16 protein-coding genes, 10 tRNA genes and 2 riboswitches are annotated in these 18,794 nt (G+C 50.9%); of the genes, 11 read left to right on the top strand and 15 right to left on the bottom strand.

All coding sequences use genetic code 11. The features are described 5' to 3' along the window. Positions 1–5: 5 nt before the first annotated feature. Together scfB and scfA are read right to left on the bottom strand one after the other, a co-directional pair. Entirely contained in the window at positions 6–1,355 is a 1,350-nt protein-coding gene (scfB, locus tag CTH_RS01335) for a thioether cross-link-forming SCIFF peptide maturase (protein WP_318262721.1), read from the bottom strand. 74 nt (positions 1,356–1,429) lie between these two features. Beyond that, positions 1,430–1,570, bottom strand: a complete 141-nt coding sequence (gene scfA, locus CTH_RS01330) for a six-cysteine ranthipeptide SCIFF (RefSeq protein WP_078666660.1) — start codon at positions 1,568–1,570, stop codon at positions 1,430–1,432. 156 nt (positions 1,571–1,726) lie between these two features. Continuing rightward, a riboswitch (cyclic di-GMP riboswitch) is annotated at positions 1,727–1,817 on the top strand. Between the two features lie 86 nt (positions 1,818–1,903). Here scfA and CTH_RS01325 point away from each other — a divergent pair. Further along, a complete protein-coding gene (locus tag CTH_RS01325; RefSeq protein ID WP_078666659.1) occupies positions 1,904–2,113 on the top strand; it encodes a hypothetical protein in 210 nt (69 codons plus the stop codon). Between the two features lie 69 nt (positions 2,114–2,182). Here the strand turns inward: CTH_RS01325 and CTH_RS01320 are convergent, their stop codons facing one another. After that, on the bottom strand, positions 2,183–3,328 hold the full coding sequence (locus CTH_RS01320) for a trans-sulfuration enzyme family protein (protein WP_079933384.1): 1,146 nt from the start codon (positions 3,326–3,328) through the stop codon (positions 2,183–2,185). A 3-nt stretch (positions 3,329–3,331) separates the two neighbouring features. Next, positions 3,332–4,480 carry a trans-sulfuration enzyme family protein gene (locus tag CTH_RS01315; RefSeq protein ID WP_107752766.1) on the bottom strand — a complete coding sequence of 383 codons (1,149 nt, stop codon included), beginning with the start codon at positions 4,478–4,480 and terminating at the stop codon, positions 3,332–3,334. A gap of 81 nt (positions 4,481–4,561) precedes the next feature. After that, positions 4,562–4,653: riboswitch (SAM riboswitch) on the bottom strand. A 200-nt stretch (positions 4,654–4,853) separates the two neighbouring features. Here CTH_RS01315 and CTH_RS01310 point away from each other — a divergent pair. From CTH_RS01310 to CTH_RS01265, 10 genes are all read left to right on the top strand, one after another. Then, positions 4,854–4,929, top strand: a tRNA-Glu gene (locus tag CTH_RS01310). Positions 4,930–4,933: 4 nt separating this feature from the next. Next, positions 4,934–5,009: transfer RNA gene (locus CTH_RS01305), tRNA-Val, on the top strand. 5 nt (positions 5,010–5,014) lie between these two features. Beyond that, a tRNA-Asp gene (locus CTH_RS01300) sits at positions 5,015–5,093 on the top strand. 7 nt (positions 5,094–5,100) lie between these two features. Beyond that, a tRNA-Gln gene (locus CTH_RS01295) sits at positions 5,101–5,175 on the top strand. 10 nt (positions 5,176–5,185) lie between these two features. Then, positions 5,186–5,261, top strand: a tRNA-Lys gene (locus CTH_RS01290). A gap of 187 nt (positions 5,262–5,448) precedes the next feature. Further along, positions 5,449–5,523, top strand: a tRNA-Gly gene (locus CTH_RS01285). A gap of 8 nt (positions 5,524–5,531) precedes the next feature. After that, a tRNA-Arg gene (locus CTH_RS01280) sits at positions 5,532–5,608 on the top strand. A 7-nt stretch (positions 5,609–5,615) separates the two neighbouring features. Then, positions 5,616–5,691 (top strand) — tRNA-Trp (locus CTH_RS01275). Between the two features lie 23 nt (positions 5,692–5,714). Beyond that, positions 5,715–5,791, top strand: a tRNA-Arg gene (locus CTH_RS01270). Positions 5,792–5,801: 10 nt separating this feature from the next. Further along, positions 5,802–5,877: transfer RNA gene (locus CTH_RS01265), tRNA-His, on the top strand. A gap of 94 nt (positions 5,878–5,971) precedes the next feature. Here CTH_RS01265 and ald read toward each other — a convergent pair. The 11 genes from ald to CTH_RS01210 form a co-directional block, all read right to left on the bottom strand. Then, entirely contained in the window at positions 5,972–7,102 is a 1,131-nt protein-coding gene (gene ald / locus CTH_RS01260) for an alanine dehydrogenase (RefSeq protein ID WP_078666617.1), read from the bottom strand. A 155-nt stretch (positions 7,103–7,257) separates the two neighbouring features. Then, positions 7,258–8,826, bottom strand: a complete 1,569-nt coding sequence (locus CTH_RS01255; protein ID WP_079933385.1) for a sigma-54 interaction domain-containing protein — start codon at positions 8,824–8,826, stop codon at positions 7,258–7,260. Positions 8,827–8,836: 10 nt separating this feature from the next. Next, positions 8,837–9,931, bottom strand: coding sequence for a tetratricopeptide repeat protein (locus CTH_RS01250; protein WP_159073787.1), 1,095 nt, complete (start codon positions 9,929–9,931; stop codon positions 8,837–8,839). Positions 9,932–9,945: 14 nt separating this feature from the next. Then, entirely contained in the window at positions 9,946–10,386 is a 441-nt protein-coding gene (locus tag CTH_RS01245) for a DUF441 domain-containing protein (RefSeq protein WP_242946631.1), read from the bottom strand. An 11-nt stretch (positions 10,387–10,397) separates the two neighbouring features. Further along, positions 10,398–11,189, bottom strand: coding sequence for a ZIP family metal transporter (locus tag CTH_RS01240; RefSeq protein ID WP_143311875.1), 792 nt, complete (start codon positions 11,187–11,189; stop codon positions 10,398–10,400). Positions 11,190–11,269: 80 nt separating this feature from the next. Further along, positions 11,270–12,799, bottom strand: a complete 1,530-nt coding sequence (locus CTH_RS01235) for a HEAT repeat domain-containing protein (RefSeq protein WP_078666612.1) — start codon at positions 12,797–12,799, stop codon at positions 11,270–11,272. Positions 12,800–12,839: 40 nt separating this feature from the next. After that, a complete protein-coding gene (locus CTH_RS01230) occupies positions 12,840–13,610 on the bottom strand; it encodes an ABC transporter permease (RefSeq protein WP_078666611.1) in 771 nt (256 codons plus the stop codon). Further along, on the bottom strand, positions 13,603–14,238 hold the full coding sequence (locus tag CTH_RS01225; protein WP_078666610.1) for an ABC transporter ATP-binding protein: 636 nt from the start codon (positions 14,236–14,238) through the stop codon (positions 13,603–13,605). The genes CTH_RS01230 and CTH_RS01225 overlap by 8 nt, the downstream gene beginning before the upstream one ends. Then, complete coding sequence (locus tag CTH_RS01220) at positions 14,219–14,947, bottom strand: pseudouridine synthase (protein WP_078666609.1); 729 nt, start codon at positions 14,945–14,947, stop codon at positions 14,219–14,221. The genes CTH_RS01225 and CTH_RS01220 overlap by 20 nt, the downstream gene beginning before the upstream one ends. Next, complete coding sequence (locus CTH_RS01215; RefSeq protein ID WP_107754230.1) at positions 14,929–16,920, bottom strand: DNA translocase FtsK; 1,992 nt, start codon at positions 16,918–16,920, stop codon at positions 14,929–14,931. Before CTH_RS01215 ends, CTH_RS01220 begins: the two co-directional genes overlap by 19 nt. 255 nt (positions 16,921–17,175) lie before the next feature. Further along, entirely contained in the window at positions 17,176–18,666 is a 1,491-nt protein-coding gene (locus CTH_RS01210; protein ID WP_107752764.1) for an IS200/IS605 family accessory protein TnpB-related protein, read from the bottom strand. Positions 18,667–18,794: the final 128 nt, after the last annotated feature.

Genomic DNA, 18,794 nt, shown 5'->3' with positions numbered 1-18,794 from the left:
AAAATTTAAACAAGACCTGCAGTTTTTAGCTGAATATAAATAGCGCATTCCAGTCTCTTCTTTTCCAGGGCACATCCCATTTCATATGGTTCCAGCAAATGGCCATGGCTGTGGTAGTTGCTGGCATGGCAACCACCGCTGCATAAATAGCGGGCCCAGCAATTCTGACATTTCTGCTTGTTGAAGACATGGGCCTCCTGAAAACGCTGGACCAGCTCCGGTTTTTCTACTCCTGTATCTACTGTTCCCAGCCAGAAATCTTTATTGCCGACAAATTGATGACAGGGGTAGAGGTTGCCCTCCGGGTCGCAGGCCAGATATTCATGGCCCGCACCACAACCGGATAGCCGTTTGGCCAGACAAGGGCCACCCGTTAGATCCAGGTTGAAATGGAAAAAGGTAAAGGGCTGCCCTGTTTCCTGGCGCCGCAAAAACTCCTCTGTCAGCCGTTCATATTCTGCCAGCAATTGTGGTAGATACTCTTCCTTCAGGGCATAATCCTCTTCCGGCGCCCCTACTACCGGTTCTACCGACAGGTGTTTAATCCCCAGGTCAGCCATGTAAATGACATCTGCCGCAAAATCCGGTTGTAAGCCGGTAAAAGTTCCCCGCACATAATAATTTTCCTGGTTACGGCTGTTAACAAAACGCAGGATATGGTCAACAGTACGCTGGTAAGAACCACTGCCATCCAGCCGGGGGCGCATGCGATCATGGACCTCCGGACGCCCATCCAGGCTTAGAACCACTGCCATTTCCTCTTCATTCAACCACCGTTCAATTTCTTCAGTTAGCAACAGGGCATTGGAAGTCAAAGTAAATTTGATTTTCTTCCCGGCTGCCGCGGCCGCCTCTTTGCCGTATGCCACCAGGTTTTTGACTACCGGAAAATTCAGCAGCGGCTCCCCGCCAAAGAAGTCAATTTCCACCTGCTGCCGCTTTCCGCTGGCTTTAAGCAAGAAGTCAATGGCCTGACGCCCTGTTTCCTCCTTCATCAGAGTACGGTCCCCGCCAAAAGGCCCGGTGCCGGCAAAACAATAACGGCAGCGCAAATTGCAGTCATGGGCCACATGGAGACAAAGGGCCTTTACTACCGATTGCTGGCGCAAATGCAAAGCAGCCGGAGCCTGGTCCTCTGCCAGCAATAGACCCTCCTTTTTTAATTCCTCCAGCTCCCGGACCGCTTCCTCGATTTCTTCCTGGCTATATTCCTGCCCTAATTTGGCTCCAATCTCCTCCCGACTTGCAACCGGCCAGTAGTCCAGAATCCGCCAGGTCAGCTCGTCCACTACATGGACGGAGCCGGAAGCCACATCATAGACAATCCTACTGCCAAAGAGGGTAAATTTATGCAACAATGTCTACCACCTCATTAAACAGCATTAGACAGTAAAAAACCCGACCCCGCAGGTGAGGTCAGGCCCTTTCTTTATCTTACACAAACCTGGTTACCAACTGTGCAGGAAGTTTTGCAAGCTGATTGACAGCTGGTCTGGCATTCGCCACAACCCCCGGTTTTAACGGTATTTTGCAGATTTTTTACAGCCAGAGTTTTAATATGCTTAGCCATTAGAATATCCTCCTCACATTATTGATTTTCCCTAAATAATTTTAACAGTTAAACCCTGCCTTGGCAAGCCATTTGAGTTTTTTCGTCATTTTTCACCAATTAAGAGTTGACACTTGTTACAAATAGTGCTAAATTAATAAGTGAAATACTACACACAGTCGATAAAGGCAAACCCATCGAAAGGTGGGGGCGCAAAGCCATGGGTCTAAGGCCTCGCTCCGGAGGCTATGATTGCCAGGTTGCCGAAGCTGGAAAGAGATAGAGAGCCACAGACTGCTCCGCCTTTCCATTGGAGGCTTCCTGGAAAGGCTTTTTCATTTGGGGGTGTAATATATGGAACTGGAATGCAAATGTGGATTTCTTCATGTCTCAATGGACACACTCATCACCAAGAGAGAGCCGATTTCGGGGAAACGGCGCATTATTTGCTCGGTCTGCGGCAAACAAATTCCCATCCGTACCGTTCAGCCCAAGACTTTCAAAGACCTGATGCGGCAAACGGGCGGTTCCGGTTATAATGCCAATGTGTTATTTGAGAGCTAACAAGGCTCCCCTGAACAGAAAGTTCAGGGGAGTTTTTTCTGGCAGACACGTGACTAAAAATAATTGCAATTATCGGTCCAGAGCTGAAAAATCCTGTTTCAAATCCTCAACTTCTTCTATCCCTACCGAAATTCGCACCAGTCCCGGCGTAATTCCCAGCCGGTTCTTGATTTCCGCCGGAATACCGGCATGGGACATGGAAAAAGGATGGGTGATAATGGTTTCTACTCCGCCCAAACTAGGCCCGATGACCGGAATGCTGGTAGAATTAATAAAGGCAATGGCTTCTTCTTCACTGCCCAGGTCAATGGTGATCACTGCTCCTGGTCCCCGGGCCTGGCGCTGGTGAATTTCCGCACCGGGATGGTCGCTGAAGCCGGGATAATACACCCTTTTCACCTTTTTTCTATCCCGCAGCCAGAGGGCCAGTTCCCGGGCGTTGCTTTGCTGCTGTTCCATGCGAATAGCCAGGGTTTTTAGCCCCCGCAAGGTCAGGTAGGAGTCAAAAGGACTGAGAACTGCCCCAAAGGCCATCTGAACCAGCTTGATTTGCCGGGCCAGCTGTTCATCATTGACCACAATCAGACCCGCCAGCAGGTCACTATGTCCCCCGATGTATTTGGTCGCACTGTGGATCACCACATCAATGCCTAACGCCAGGGGTTTTTGCAAATAAGGGGTAGCAAAGGTATTATCAATCAGGGTAATCAGCCCCTTTTCCCGGGCCAGCTGGCTCAAAGCCGCCAGGTCGGTAATCCGCATCAGGGGATTGCTGGGCGATTCCACAAAAATCCCTCTGGTATTGGGTTTTATCGCCTTTTTTACCTGTTCCAGATCGGTAGTATCCACAAAATCAAATTCCACCCCATAGCGGGCAAAGAATTTGGTCAAAATCCTGTAAGTACCACCATAACAATCTTCCGTCACCAGTACATGCTCCCCGGTCGCGAATAAACAGAGAGCTGTAGAGATAGCCGCCATCCCGGAGCTGAAAGCAAAACCGTATTTACCCCCTTCCAGTCTGGCAATAGCCTGTTCCAGAGCTTCCCGGGTAGGGTTCTGGCCCCGGCTGTATTCATAGGGTTTGCGAGCAGGCAATTCCTCCTGGTCAAAGGTACTGGTGAGATAAACAGGGACATTTACGGCACCTGTATATTTATCACCCCGCGGACCCGCATGAACGTAAAGACTTTTTTCCTTTAAATCGCGTTCCATTTTCTATACCTCCCCGCCTAGAGCTTGTTCCAGATCTGCCAGCAAATCTTCCAGATGCTCCAGGCCAACTGATAAGCGCAACAAACAATCAGTAATACCCCTATTCCTTCTCTCCGTTTCCGGGATATCCGCATGGGTCTGGGTTTCAGGATAAGTCAACAGCGATTCTACTCCGCCTAAGCTTTCCGCAAACGAAATAAGTCTGATTTTGCTTAAGACCTCTAATGCCAGCTCCTTTGATTCCACTTCAAAAGACACCATAGCTCCTGGCCCGCTGGCCTGAGCAAAATGCCACTCTCTTCCCGGATGCTCTGCCAGGCCAGGATACCAGACTTTTCTTACCATCGGGTGTTTATTTAAATAAGAAGCTATTCCGGCTGCATTTTGCTCCTGCCGTTCCAGCCGCACCGCCAGAGTCTTCAGGCCGCGCAGCAACAACCAGCTATCCTGTGGTCCCAGTATAGCTCCGCAGGCATTCTGATAAAAATACACCCGTTCCGCCAGCTCAGGGTCCTTGACTGCGACCAGGCCTGCAATCAAATCATTGTGCCCACCCAGATATTTGCTGGCACTATGAATAACGATATCCGCCCCCAGCAATAGGGGTCGCTGGCGCAGGGGAGTCATAAAAGTATTATCTACTAGCAATAATAATTGATGCCGCTGACAGAATTGGGCCAGGCGGGATAAAGGATAGATTTTCATCAACGGATTAGTAGGGGTTTCAATAAATACCGCCTTTACATCCTGACCTGCATAGTTTTCCCAGTCCGCCTCGCTGGTATTACTGAAATCCAGATAGGTAAAGGCCAGTCCGAGAGGACGCAGGATTTGTTCAAACAGACGATAGGTACCGCCATATAAATCATCACAAACCAGGATTCTATCTCCTGGCTTAAATATTTGAAAGACTGCTGTCAAAGCCGCCATGCCGGAACTAAAGGCAAAACCTCTACACCCGCCCTCTAAAGCGGCAATAGCTTCTTCCAGCACCTGCCGGGTAGGGTTGCCGGAACGGGAATAGTCAAAACCGGTAGATTGCCCTGGGGCAGGATGAGCAAAAGTGGCCGTTTGATAGATAGGCATGGTAATACTGCCTGTCCCCTGATCCTTGCGAACCCCTAGCTGAGCCAGAATAGTTTCCAGCTGCATTTCCTTCTACCTCCTCCATTTACTTTATCCTTTTGGATAAGAAAAAAACCTGCCCAAGGCAGGTCTTGTTTGCACAAAACCGCCTTATCTACAGGAATTGGCACCAGGACGCTGGTTTACCAGCCGGTTGCCGGGTTTCATCGGGCCAGTCCCTCCACCACTCTTGATAAGGTCGTCTTCTTAATTTTAAGTTTTCCCATCGGATTTGTCAATAAAAGTTTCTGCAAAATTTTTTGTGCCGAGGAATATTCCATTGTATTTCGGAGAAAATATAAGAATGTCGGGAATAAACTATTAAAATCGAATCTACTTGCCATTGCAGAGTGAGCCGGAATGCGATAAACTATCAAATGTCGCTGACGAGTTCGGTAACGGCCCCTTGGTCAAGTGGTCTAAGACACCGCCCTTTCACGGCGGTAACACGGGTTCGAATCCCGTAGGGGTCACCATCATGGGCGATTAGCTCAGCTGGGAGAGCACCTGCCTTACAAGCAGGGGGTCGGCAGTTCGATCCTGTCATCGCCCACCATACGCGGAGCAGTGGTCTAGCCTGGTCTAGGATGCCTGCCTGTCACGCAGGAGGTCGCGGGTTCGAATCCCGTCTGCTCCGCCATCTCCGCTGGGGTGTAGCCAAGCGGTAAGGCAGCGGACTTTGACTCCGCCATGCGTTGGTTCGAATCCAGCCACCCCAGCCATTTCCAATGTGAGCCATTAGCTCAGTAGGTAGAGCACCTGACTTTTAATCAGGGTGTCGCTGGTTCGAGTCCAGCATGGCTCACCACTATTCGAAGTTCGAAGTTCGAGGTGCGAGGTTCGAAATCGTCAGCTTGCTCATTGAGCTTGATTAGAAACGAGCAGTACAAGGAAGCTGAAGCGAGGCACCGGAGGCGTACTGGAGGTACGTCGAGGATGCCGCAGCGACAGCTGACGCAGTAATGCGAAGTTTATAATCAAGCGAACTATACAATGCGGAAGTGGCTCAGTGGTAGAGCATCGCCTTGCCAAGGCGAGGGTCGCGGGTTCGAATCCCGTCTTCCGCTCCATACAACATGCGCCCGTAGCTCAGCTGGATAGAGTAACAGACTACGAATCTGGTGGTCGCAGGTTCGAATCCTGCCGGGCGCGCCATTTATGTAGGGGAGTAGCTCAATTGGTAGAGCGGCGGTCTCCAAAACCGTAGGTTGCGGGTTCGAGTCCTGTCTCCCCTGCCATTTATTTTATTTGCATATAGACTGCGCCCGTAGCTCAGCTGGATAGAGCATCTGCCTTCTAAGCAGAGTGTCGCAGGTTCGAGTCCTGCCGGGCGCGCCATTTATTTATGGTGACCGTCGCCAAGTGGTTAAGGCACAGGGTTGTGGCCCCTGCATGCGTGGGTTCGACTCCCATCGGTCACCCCATATACGAAGTTCGAGGTTCGAAGTTGGAGGTTCGAACCTTTTTAATGCGAATCCTAAAGCCCCCATCCGCAGGGATGGGGGCTGTTATTTTTTATTAGAGTTGTACGCCAGGTAAGACTTCGGTCAAAGGAGTATAGGGCAGATCCAGAGCCTCAGCTACTGCCTGATAGGTCAGCTTACCATCGACAGTATTAACTCCACGGGCCAGAGGCTTGCTTTCCCGTACAGCTTTTTCCCAGCCTTTGTTGGCCAGTTCCAGAGCATACGGCAAGGTAACATTGGTCAGGGCAAAAGTAGAAGTTCGGGCCACAGCACCAGGCATGTTAGCTACAGCATAGTGAACCACACCGTGTTTTTCGTAAACCGGATCACTGTGAGTGGTTACCCGGTCAATAGTTTCTACTGAACCACCCTGGTCAATGGCTACGTCGACGATTACGGAACCGGGTTTCATTTGCTTGACCATTTCTTCGGTAACCAGTTTGGGCGCCCTTGCTCCCGGAATCAGAACCGCCCCGATGAGCAGGTCAGCAAAACGCACAGCCCGTTCGATGTTGTAGGAGTTAGACATCAGGGTTTTAATGCGGCCACCGAAAATATCATCCAGGTAACGGAGACGGTCAGCGCTCTTGTCAATAATGGTTACCTGAGCACCCATACCCATAGCCATCTTGGCAGCATTGGTACCTACCACACCGCCACCGATAATCACTACATCAGCAGCAGGTACCCCGGGCACACCGCCCAGCAGGATACCCTTGCCACCCTGGGGTTTTTCAAGGAAACGGGCACCAATTTGCACTGCCATCCGGCCGGCCACTTCAGACATGGGAGTCAAGAGGGGCAGGGTGTGGTTGTCCAGCTCAACGGTTTCGTAAGCAATGCCCACTACCTTCCTGGCCAGCAGGGCCCGGGTCAGTTCCGGTTCGGGAGCCAGATGCAGATAGGTGAACAAAACCTGGCCTTCTTTGAAAAGGTCATATTCCTGCGGCAGGGGCTCTTTTACCTTCATAATCATATCGGCAGCAGCAAATACTTCCTGAGGAGTGGCCAGAATTTCCGCCCCAGCAGCAATGTATTCTTCGTTGCTAATACCGCTGCCTGCACCGGCATTGTTTTCAATTACTACCTTATGCCCGGCAGCTACCATTGCCTGGACACCTGCCGGAGTAATAGCAACCCGGTTTTCATTATTTTTAATCTCTTTGGGTACACCAATAATCATAAAAAACATACCTCCCTTGAATCTCTGCACCATCTACTATTGCAAAAATTGTGCCGATTTGTCGAATAGCTTATTAATAAGGTTCCCGGTTTCCATTCTTTTATTTTGGCAATATTAGTTTCCAATTATGGCAACGTAAATTGCCGATGGCAAGATTAGTTGCCATCGGCCAGCTGATATTTCTTGATTTTATTTTGCAAGGCAGTGTGAGATAGCCCTAGCGCTTTAGCCGCCTGGCGCCCACTTTTATACCGACTGAGGGCCTGACGTATAACTTCTTTCTCCACTTCAGCAACAATTTCAGCCAAAGTGCGCATTTCCCCAAAATTGTTTCTGGGAAGGGTTGAGCGCACTTCCTGATTTCTTTCCAGGAGTATATGCTGTTCCTGCAGACGCGGACCAGCTGCCAGATTCATAGCCCTTTCAATTACATTTTCCAGCTCGCGGATATTGCCTGGCCAGTCATAACTCTCCAGCCGCTTCAGAGCCTGAGGTTCAATGACCTGGACATTTTTGTCCAGGCGCTGGTTAAACTTTTCAATAAAGCTTTTCACCAGACCGGGGATATCTTCTTTTCTCTCGCGCAAGGGGGGCAAATATAGAGGGACAACATTTAAACGGTAGTAAAGGTCTTCCCGAAAACGCCCATTTCCAATCATTTCCTCCAGGTTGCGATGGGTAGCACAGATGATGCGGACATCTACCGGGATTTCCTCTTGCTCCCCAATTCTTCTCACTCTCCCTTCCTGCAATACTCGCAAAAGCTTGGCCTGCAGATGGGGAGATAGTTCTCCGATTTCATCAAGAAAAAGGGTACCCTGGTGTGCAAATTCGAATAGCCCCTGTTTACCGCCTTTTTTGGCCCCGGTAAAAGCTCCTTCGCCATAGCCAAACAATTCCGCCTCCAGCAGGGAGTCAGGCAGGGCAGCGCAGTTAATAGGGACAAAGGGCTTGCCCCGCCGCCGGCTGGCCATGTGGATGGCCCGGGCCAGCAGTTCCTTCCCCGTACCGCTCTCCCCCCTGATTAAGATAGTGGAATTGCCTCTGGCTACGGTCTGCGCCAAATCGATTAGGGGGCGCAAGGAGGGACTGGTCTTGAGAATATCTGCAAAAGTGGTCATTGGCGGCTGGGTTACCGAGTAAACCAGCTGTCTGACCTCACTCATATCCTTGATACTGGCTACCACCCCGATAACCCGGCCCTTTTCATCTTTAATCGGACGTCCGGTAGTCAGGAAGTGCAATCTCCCCCGCCTGGTATTGAGAATCATTTCTTTATGGGAATATGGCTGCCCATCCTGCAAGCATTTGAGCATGGGAATATCCGGGCTTAAAATTTCCGCTACCGGTCGGCCCAGAGCTTCCTGCCGCTTAATGCGGAAAATAGTTTCCGCTACCGGATTAATGGTTACGATTTTGCCCTCCTGATCGATAGCCAGAATACCATCACTGATGGAATCCAGCAAGGCCTGTAAGTGCCATTCCCGTTCCTGGTGGGGCATGCGCTCAATCAGTTCGACGTCCTTGACTCCTTCCACCTTATGCAATAGCAGGTTAATCCGGCTGAAATCCAGGCCCGTCGGCAGTTCCGCTTCCATAAACATAACATTGGGGGAAAGTTCAAGAGTAATGATGTTAACTTGTTGCAGGGAAAGCTCCCTGGCTATATCAGACAAAATCCCTACCCGATCCTGGTAGACAATGCGAAATCGCAGTATAGCCATAATTCCCCTCCTAGCAGGGTCGGCGATACTCTTCCGGCAATTCGGCAAGATAATTTAAAGCAAAGGCATCTTTAGGATTAAATTCCAGTGCCTTGTAGAAACATTTAGCAGCATCATCCAACTGACCCCGCTTCTGATACACCAGGCCCAGGTTTGTCCATAAACCAGCATCCTTAGGTTGTTTAGCAATAGCCAACCAGAGATAATCTGCTGCTTTTTCCAGTTCTCCCTGGACAAAAAGACACATAGCCAGCTCATTGTAAGCGGAAATGAACCAGGGAGCCTGTTTTACTGTTTCGCTTAAAACAGCAATCGCTTTATCATATTCCTCTAGATAACGATACGTCAGCCCCAGGTAGTATTTTGCTTCCCACCAGTCGGGATATTTTTTTACCAGGGGTTGAAGCAGCAAAGCTGCCTGCTTCAGCTTGCCCTGAGCCAGTGAAGCTCGCCCGCTTTTAAACTGGGATTCTACCAGTTCTATTCTATCGATATCATTGATTAATTGTTCAATCTCCGCCTCTACTTCTACCGGCACTCCCAGCTCCCGGGCTTTTTGCCAGGCTTCTTTAGCCTCAGCCCAGTCGCCTAGATGACGATAAACAAACCCTAGACGGTACCAGGGCAGAGCCCAGTCTCCTTTAATACAAATCGCTTTTTCCAGATATTCTTCCGCTTTTTCCAGCATTTCTTCCCTTTTGCTGTTTTCATTAGCCCTGGCCGCTTCTTCAAGAAAATACATGCCATAATTATAGAGCAACTCCGGCTGATTGCCATCTAGACGAGCAGCTACCTGCCAGTAGCGTAACGCCCAGTCTTTTGCACCTTTTTCAGCAGCTTTTGCTCCTTCTGCCACCAGTTTTTCCGCCAGGTTGGGGTCATAATTCTGAAGAAACTCCCAGTATTTCTGGTGGTTTTCCGGGTCGATTTCCTCAGCCAGCACATATACCATTCCTTTAATGAAGTAAGCCCAGGGAATACCCTTATCGTTATTGAACATATAAGCAAGGTCTTCCTGCACCACAGGCAAGGGAAACCTCTCGTCAATCACCACATTCCCTATCAACTCTTTTTCTCCCGCTTGTAGATAAAAGTATTCAATCACCATGACAACCTCCCCTACTTATATTGAAGCAATAATGCTAAAATCCCAGCTCCAATCAATGGTCCTACCGGTACCCCCCGTAACAGGGCCACACCCATGACTGTACCGATGATAATCCCTGTTGCCGCCTGAGGCAGGTCGGATAATAAATGGACTCCACGCCCCCCAAGATAGGCAACCAGTACCCCAACTGCAATCCCCAGCAAACCGGAAGAACTGCGCACTGTTTGCCAGATGGTTTCTAGAGAAATCGCCCCACTGGCCAGGGGAGCCAGTACCCCGATAGTCAGAACTATTACCCCTAGTTCCAGCCCGTGTTTTTCTATGAGGGGAAACAGCTTGTCCAATTTAAGTAAACGCAAGGCCAGTAATAAACAGGCTGCCAGAGCAACCGTATTATTCCGGCCCAGTATCCCTAAAGCCAGTAAAATTAACAAAAGGATATTTTGCCCCATATCCATCTCTCCTAATGTTGATGCACAATAAAAATTGTGAACATCCCTACTACCAGCCCAATGGCCCCATACCAGGGATGATTGCGGTAGGACTTGGGAATCAACTCCAGGGAGGCGATATAGATCATGGTCCCGGCCACTACTGCCATAATAAACCCATCGAAACGAGCAATCAGGCTATCAGCCAGCAGGCCCAATAAGGTTCCCAGGGGGGTAAAAAGCCCAACCAATGAAGTCATGGCTATCGTTTTCACCAGGCTCTGCCGGGCCAGACGCCAGGGCACGGCAATAGCCATGCCGATAGGAATATTATGCAGGACTACAGCCAGCAAAATAGCCTCTCCCAGGTGTTCCCCAACCGTGAAGCCAACCCCCACTGTCAATCCCTCAACCAGGTTATGCAAGGCCGTTCCTAAAGCCACCAGGAACCCCAGTTTCCATAAATGGACCGGGTTAAGATTGGTATGATCCAGGTGGATACAGCAGCCACAATCCGGTTCTTTGCTGCTGGCTATCTCCTTTTCCACCTCCGGATCAAAACCATGGGTATGGTGGGCAATCCTGTCCATACCGGCCAGGAAAAGAAAGCCAAGGCAAACACCGATGATAGTCCGCGGCCAGCCTGCTGTTTCCATAGCTTCTGGCAACAGATCTGTACCAATCAAAGCTGCCATTACCCCGGCGGCAAAACCCAAAAAAGCTGCCATCAATTTCTGGTCCGGCTTGCGAATCTGATAAGCCAGGATCGCACCCAGAGTAATAGTTAAACCCGCCGCTAAACTCATACTGAGATGTAGTAACAATCTATCACCCTCTTCAATAGCTTTACCATAACATATTCGTTAACTCTTGTCCATAATTACAGGAAAAAGTTATACCCACCCTAGCTGCGGTGGGTATAAACCTCCAGGATGAACTGTTGTAATAAAATGTTATCCTGCTCACTACCGGGTAACAATAGCCGCAAATCCACCTGCCATTTACAGGCAAGAGCCGCCAGTAAGCGGGCCAGGTCTCCCCAGTTTTTTCCGTAAATTTTACCTTCTGCTACATTTTGCAGCAATTGCTGCAACAGCTCTGCCTTAAGCCACTGGCTCAGCTGTTGACTGTCTATCGCCAGCAAATAACGGGTTGCAGCCAGAATCACCCTGGGCGCAAAACTGGTTAAGAGTGGTCTGATGTTGTTCAACCTGATGGGATTTCCTTCCCGGGCCAGCTGTTCCAGTACCCCCTCCCAGTCAGGGGGATTCCTGGTCTCCAGCAAATGTCTTTCCAGCTCGTCATAACAGCCCAGTCGTCCCAGGATAGCCATGGCTATCTGGCGCAGCTGCACATCCTTTTCCTTACGCAGGATTTCCAGCAATGCCGGTACAGCTTCCTCCCCAACCAGCTCCCAGAGGTCTACCGGTATTTGCAGCTGTTTATCACTGGCTTCCTTCAAAAAATCCAACCAGTCAGTTAACCAGTGGAACTGCCAGGCTCTTTTGAGCAGGCCTATGATTTCTTTCTGTCCTGCCGGTTCAGATTGTAACAGCATAGCTAACCAGCGATCCAGTGCCTCTTTGTTCCCTGAATCCCAGGGAGAATAATACTGTCCCCAGGCCAGCAGGGGTTCATCTTCTTCCAGGTCCAGTCGACTTAACTGACAATCCATTTCCCGGATAGCCAGCCGCATTACCAGCCGCTGGTCCCGCCGCAAAGACCAGAGCAAATGCCGTTGTTCCTCTTCCCCCAGATTTTCCATCAGGGCATTGAGAATAGCCAGACGTACCCGGGATGGCTGCTCAGTCTGATATAATAAAGGCTGCAATAGCTCAATACTATCCACTTCCGGCAGGTAACTGAGACAATAGGCAGCCTTTTCCCGCACATAGGGAGATGGGTCCGCCAGCCCCTGTTCCACCATTTCGATAAGCTGAGTACGGCTCAGCCCTTCCACTTTCTGAACATCCGGGTTGGCCAGAGCAAAACAAATTATTCGGTAAACCATGCCCCGAACATAGACACGAAAATCCCGCAAAGCCTGCTGTAACCATTCTCCACGGATAGAGCAGCCTACCGCCAGAAGCTCTACTGCTCCCTGCCTAACCGGCCATTCAGGATGTCCCAACCAGCTGGCCGCTTCTTCCGCCACAACCTGGGCCACCAGCTGATCTCCCTGCCGCCGCAGATGTTTTATGCGCTTGGCCCACCAGCGGGTCTTGGGTATACTTCCCGCCAGAATCAGGCGACGACTGAATTCCCGGGCCAAATCCGGGTCTTCAGCAAACTGGTCCAGGGCCTGATGAATCTGCCAGGAACGGCATTTAAACTCCCCTAAAATAGCAGTCAGTTCCAGCAATTTTTCTGCTGCAGCAAAATCAGCTTTACTGGTGCCCTCTATCAGTTGCTGTAAAGTCTGCTGAAAATTCACGGTTATCACCTTCACTTTCCGGTGATAACTATTTCGACGTTTACGAACCGAATTCCTTCAGTAAATTTTCATTTAAACTGGCATTCGCAGTAAAAAAAGAAGGTAAAGCCAGCAAAATCACCATTATACTGGTAATACTTACGGCCCCTAAAAGCATAAAGGCCACCATAATCTGATACTTTACTGCTACCAGAGGAGAGACTCCGCCCAGAATCAGCCCGGTCATCATGCCTGGCAGCTGTACCAGGCCCAGAGTACGCAAACCATCAATGGTAGGGAGCATCCCCGTCTTGATGATCCGGGGGCGAATCTCTGCTACACTCTGGGCAATGGTAGCACCCAGATAGAGGGCGTTCATTATCTCTTCCCTTTGTTGCACCATGCTCTCTTTCATGTTTTTCAAAACCAATCCGCTGGCTACCATAGCATTGCCGGCCAGCATTCCGGCCACGGGAATCATTTCTTTAGGAGTAGCTTTAATAGCTCCTGTAAGCACTAATACCAGCAACGGTACGGCCACCCCGGTAGCAATGGACAGTATGGTTATCCGTTTTACCCGCGGTATCCCCTCTCCTCTTCGAGCCGCGTTTCCTCCAGCGACAATAACCATGATTCCGATCATGGCAAGAGTAAAATACCAGCGGTTTCGGGCAAAAACCCAGTTAAGTAACATTCCGATGACCAGAAGCTGGATTACTGCTCGTCCCACACCCGCCAGCATTTCCTTTTCCAGCCCCAGGCGAAAAGCTCTGGATAAGAACAAAGCCAGTATTACCAGACTGGAAGCCAGTACCAGGGCCAGGTTATTCATGAAAAACCCCCCCTTGCTTCAAGTGGAGAACATTCCCCATTCGCTCCAGTTGCCTGGGATCGTGACTTATCCAGAGGCAGGCTCCTCCCCGGGCACAATAGCGGCGAATTATTTTTTCCACTCTGAGACTATTGTCCTCATCCTGGGCTGAAGTAGGTTCGTCCAGGAGCAACACTTCTGGTTCCAGCAAAAGGGCACGGGCCAACGCCAGTCTCTGCTGTTGCCCACCCGATAACAGTTCAGCCCGTTGCTCCGCCGCAATTTCCGGTAAGCCCAATTCAGCCAGCAAGTCCCGGGCAGTCGACCAGCTAAAACTTTTTCCCCGCCAGAGCAGGGGTTTTTGCAAATTCTCCGCCACAGTACCTCGAAATAAAAAAAACCGCTGCGGCACCAGAACCATCTGATGCCTCAAACTTATCGGATCAATAGTAGTTATGTCCCTGCCATTAAACCAGATCGTTCCTGCTGGTGGCTGCCAGTAGTTGATAAGATAATGTAACAAGGTACTTTTTCCCGTACCAGAAGGACCACTTATCAGCTTCCATTCCCCGGCATTAAGTTGAAAAGAAAGATTATAAAAAAGGGGCGGAATGGTCAGCCCCTTCACTTCAAGTTTGGATGAAAGCATACAAACTCGCCTCCTCAGCTGCTGTCAGCGGCCGGGCCTCCCCTGGAGCCAGTGCCGGATCCAGCTGCAAAGGGCCCATACTCATTCGCTTTAAATAGATTACCTTTAGTCCCAGAGCTGCGAACATGCGCTTAATTTGATGATATTTTCCCTCATGGATGGTAATCAGCCCTTCTCCCGGAGTTTCTGCCCGTAGAATCTCCAGCCGGCCAGGTTGGGTCAGGTAGCCATCTTCCAGCTCTACCCCCTGCTCAATAGCCTTTTGCTCCCTTTCCCCCAGCGGACCATCCACCCGCACCAGATAGGTTTTATCCACATGATGTTTGGGAGCTAGCAGGCGATGCGCCAGCTGACCATCAGTAGTCAGGAGAAGGAGCCCTTCAGTATCTTTATCTAATCTTCCCACCGGGAAAAGATTCGGTCGCCGCCACTCAGCCGGCAATAGATCCAGCACCGTCCTTTCTCGCCGGTCGGTAGTGGCCGTAATCACACCAGACGGCTTGTTCAGCAAATAATGAAAATGCCGCCGATAAGTAAGGCACTGGCCATCTACGGCCAGACAACAGCTCTCCGGGTCGATGGGTTCACCTGGGTCATTGGCTAGCCGCCCGTCTACCGTAATCTTGCCAGCCTTAATTAAGCCTTTGACTTCTTTTCTGCTGCCCAGACCCAGATGGGCCAGAATCCTGTCTAAGCGTTCCCGAGCCACTGTTCAAATTCCTCCATTGTCATCAAAACTTCTCGGGGTTTACTGCCTCCATAACTGCCCACTACTCCCATTTGCTCCATGATATCGATGAGCCGTGCAGCCCGCGTATACCCGATGCGGAAGCGGCGTTGCAAAAGGGAAGCAGAAGCCTGACCATATTGAATAACCAGACGGATAGCTTCCGGCAGCAATTCATCCTCTTCCTCCAGGTTTTTGCCTTCATTATTGTTGTCTTCGCTACCAAAACCCACCAGATAATCAGGCACGCCTTGCTGGCGCCAGAAGTTAACCAGTCTTTCAATCTCCCGGTCACTGACAAAGGCGCCCTGTACCCGGCGCGGTTTGGGTTGTCCCAGGGGGAAGAAGAGCATATCTCCCCGGCCCAGCAGTTTTTCTGCTCCAGCCATATCTAAAATGGTGCGGGAATCTACCTGGGAAGATACGGCAAAGGCTATACGGCTAGGGATATTGGCTTTGATAATACCGGTAATTACATCTACCGATGGCCGCTGGGTAGCGATGACCAGATGTATCCCTGCCGCCCTGGCCATCTGGGCCAGCCGGCAAATGTATTCTTCCACTTCCTTGGAGGCCACCAGCATCAGGTCTGCCAGCTCATCAATCAGCACCACAATCAGGGGCAAAGGCTGTTCCTGGCGGGATACCAGCAGCTGATTATAGCTTTCCAGATTGCGCACACCACTGGCAGCAAACAGGCTATAGCGGTTTTCCATTTCAGTTACTACCCATTTTAGCGCAGCAGTAGCCTGTTTGGGATCAGTTACCACCGGAGCCAGCAAGTGAGGGATGCCATTGTAAACTGATAGCTCCACCATCTTGGGGTCAATCATCAGGAACTTGACCTGCCAGGGCTGGGCTCTGAAGAGGACGGAGGCAATCAGGGTGTTCATACAAACCGATTTTCCCGAACCAGTAGAACCAGCAATCAGCAGATGAGGCATGCGGGCCAGGTCAGCTACCACCGTTTCCCCGGCAATATCCTGGCCCAGGGCCACCGCCAGCGGCGAAGGATGCTTGCTTACCTGGGGATCCTCCAGCACCTGGCGAAAATAGACGGGCCGGGCCTGACGATTGGGTACTTCAATGCCCACCGCCGATTTGCCAGGGATGGGAGCTTCAATCCGAATATCGGCTGCCGCCAGACTGAGGGCCAGATCGTCGGCCAGACCAACAATCCGGCTGACCTTAACCCCCGGTGCCGGTTGCAATTCATAGCGGGTAATGGTCGGTCCACGGCTGAAATCGGTAACCTGAGCCTTGATGCCAAAATGAGACAGAGTCTGCTCCAGCAAGGCAGCGTTTTGAAGGATTTCCTCATCATCATCGTTGGCAGTCTGTTCTGTCGGTGGCAAGGTAAGAAACTCCAGAGGAGGCAGTACTGACTGCGGTTCCTGCCAGCTGGCTCCCGCCTCCTTGCTGATCTCTAGCGGCTGAAGCGGTTTCTCTTCTGATTCAGTCTGCACTACTGTTTCTTCAGACTCTTCCCCATCTGCTGTTTCAGCATCCCATCCCTCCAGTTCTTCCCAGGCGCTGGTCAGAGCCAGTAACTCATCGTCAGTCAAGAGCCGGGTAGGGGACATGTCTTCCTGAAAAGATTCTGTGATAGTCTCCGCCACAACCGGGGCCATTTCCATGGCCGTTGCCTGTGCCGCCAGTATTTCCCCTTGCCTTTTTTCCGCTTCCTTTTGTTTTTTTCGCTCCAGTTCTTCCAGCAACACGGGACGCCGGTAGCTAAACAATTCCTCAAACTTGGATACCGACAATCCCTGAGCCGGACTGCGTCGCCCCGCACCCGGACTCACCCCAGCATCCTGGTTAGCCGGCGGTGTAACCGGTCTGGCTTTCTCCGTAGCCGGCTGAGATGCTGATTGCCCCAGATTTTTAATATAGTCAATCAGATCCCGCCCTTTTGGAGCCGGAATCTCCCGATAAAATCTCGGTTCCTCTCCCATGTTCCCTGAAACCTGGTTCAAAAAACTTGACTGTTTTTATCTCCAGCCAAGTCGGCCCCCAGACCAGGATTTCGCCTCCTTTCCGAATACTTGATTTGCCCCCGCGGGGCAGGGCGACAGGGGACCTCGGCCCGGGAGTTCCACCCGGACGGGAGTACTGCACCGGTTTATGCTGACCTCCCGGTGGGAGTATAACTCCGCCTCCCGCGTCCTGTTAGGACGCCTACCGGTTTGTCCGACACCGGCTAAACGGGGTCACCGTACGGACAGGGCCAATAACTTCAGGTCATGCCAGACGGAGTTATACGCCTCCTGCTCACTCTGGGCAAGCCCGTTATGCACAGGAAGCCTCTCCCCCAGCCGCCTCAAGCAGGCCCTGACCCCACGGGTCATCCCTTTTCCTTCCCCAGGTCTATCAGGATTAACCTTCCGGGTCAGGTTTTGCTTGATTTGCGATACCAGTTGCCTGAGTTCTTCAGTCACCCGTTCCCTGAAGCCCATCGCCCGGCGTCCTGTAACCAGTGCCGCCGCACAATGCACCGGAACGGCGTAACGTTTCATATACTTCCAGTAACCTATGGTTGAAGTATGCCGGGGTGATACTAACTTGAAAGGCACCCCTTCTTTTGTCGCTCTCCGATACATTGCTCCTACCATTTTCGCAAATGGAAAATTGGAGGCCATGCGGTTAAACTTTTTATTAGTGTCCAGTCTGTCTTTGCTAAAGTTCAGGTTTTCTAAAACAATGGGTTTGCCTGAAAAGAAAGCTATATCTACCATTACTCTGGCTAAAACGCCTATCAGGTAGCTACGCCGGAAGCTGGAAGCATGGGCTAAGTCTGGTATTCTGATATAAAGAAAACCGTTCGGGTAAGGGATAACCTGAAACTCTCCTTCGTACTTGCCCAGGTTGCCGGGATAAGGAACGCTGAAACCCTCCGCCCACGGTTCCGGCTGGCCGGAAGCACTAACGTTACACAGGGCTACCCCATCAGGGTTTGTGTCTATAGCCAGACAACCTTTAGCAAAGTCCGGTTCCTGCACCCTGACCACTTCAAATGTCAAATGTACCAAGTAGCGTCCTTCATAAAATATCTTAATGTTGGGGTTGCCTCCCTTGCTCTCGTCTCCCCGGGAGTTGAGGCGGTTCCTGCGGGCGTGCCGCCATTTTTCACGGGCGGCCCGGCCCTGGCAGACCTTTTCCCACAGCCTTCTGCCCCCAAAGACTACCTCTGGTATTGTACCCTTCTCCTGGTAATCCTTCAGTTCAGCCAGCCTTTTTGCCAGTGAAACCACCCGCTTGTTCCGCCCCTTGACTGCCAGGCGGAGCTTTTCAATAACTTCTGAAGCAGCCCCCTTTTCCTCTGCCTTCGCCAGTTTCCTCATAGCCAGGCTGAGCTTCTTCCTGGCCCGGCCCAGCTTCTCTTCTGTTTCTTCATTTTCTAACTTCAGCAGTTCTGTTTGGGAGTCCAGCAGGGCCTGTGCTTTAAGTCTATCATCATCCGCATAGCGGGAGTTCAGCCCGAAAAGTTCTTGTCCTGCCTTCTTGATTTCATGGCGGGAAGCACCTTCCAGGAGCCGGTTAAAGGCCCACCGCATACAGGCACAGAAGAGACGCATCTCCGTAGTCAGCGGGTCTTCTTCGCCCCGGCTCCACTTCGAAGACCGGTGAGTCGGGTAAATCTCCGGAAAAAACTCCCCGCACACAGTTATGCTAAATTTCTTCTTCTCGTGTTTCTCTGGCATTCCTGATCAGCTCCCCGAAACCCTGCCGAACTTAGCTGCTTCTCCAATGGATAATAGTTCCATTTTTTTATTGTAGCAAAACAGTTAAATACAATCAATTATAGTCTAGTTTTCTGAAGCTGCTGCTT

Source organism: Carboxydocella thermautotrophica (genome assembly GCA_003054495.1).
Lineage (GTDB): Bacteria > Bacillota.
This window is presented reverse-complemented; position numbering and strand designations above follow the sequence as displayed.

Bases quoted from the DNA above. Each gene is read 5' to 3' on its own strand.
- scfA (WP_078666660.1), bottom strand. From the start codon at position 1,570: ATGGCTAAGCATATTAAAACTCTGGCTGTAAAAAATCTGCAAAATACC.
- CTH_RS01325 (WP_078666659.1), top strand. From the start codon at position 1,904: ATGGAACTGGAATGCAAATGTGGATTTCTTCATGTCTCAATGGACACA.
- CTH_RS01320 (WP_079933384.1), bottom strand. From the start codon at position 3,328: ATGGAACGCGATTTAAAGGAAAAAAGTCTTTACGTTCATGCGGGTCCG.
- CTH_RS01315 (WP_107752766.1), bottom strand. From the start codon at position 4,480: ATGCAGCTGGAAACTATTCTGGCTCAGCTAGGGGTTCGCAAGGATCAG.
- ald (WP_078666617.1), bottom strand. From the start codon at position 7,102: ATGATTATTGGTGTACCCAAAGAGATTAAAAATAATGAAAACCGGGTT.
- CTH_RS01255 (WP_079933385.1), bottom strand. From the start codon at position 8,826: ATGGCTATACTGCGATTTCGCATTGTCTACCAGGATCGGGTAGGGATT.
- CTH_RS01245 (WP_242946631.1), bottom strand. From the start codon at position 10,386: ATGGGGCAAAATATCCTTTTGTTAATTTTACTGGCTTTAGGGATACTG.
- CTH_RS01230 (WP_078666611.1), bottom strand. From the start codon at position 13,610: ATGAATAACCTGGCCCTGGTACTGGCTTCCAGTCTGGTAATACTGGCT.
- CTH_RS01225 (WP_078666610.1), bottom strand. From the start codon at position 14,238: ATGCTTTCATCCAAACTTGAAGTGAAGGGGCTGACCATTCCGCCCCTT.
- CTH_RS01215 (WP_107754230.1), bottom strand. From the start codon at position 16,920: ATGGGAGAGGAACCGAGATTTTATCGGGAGATTCCGGCTCCAAAAGGG.
- CTH_RS01210 (WP_107752764.1), bottom strand. From the start codon at position 18,666: ATGCCAGAGAAACACGAGAAGAAGAAATTTAGCATAACTGTGTGCGGG.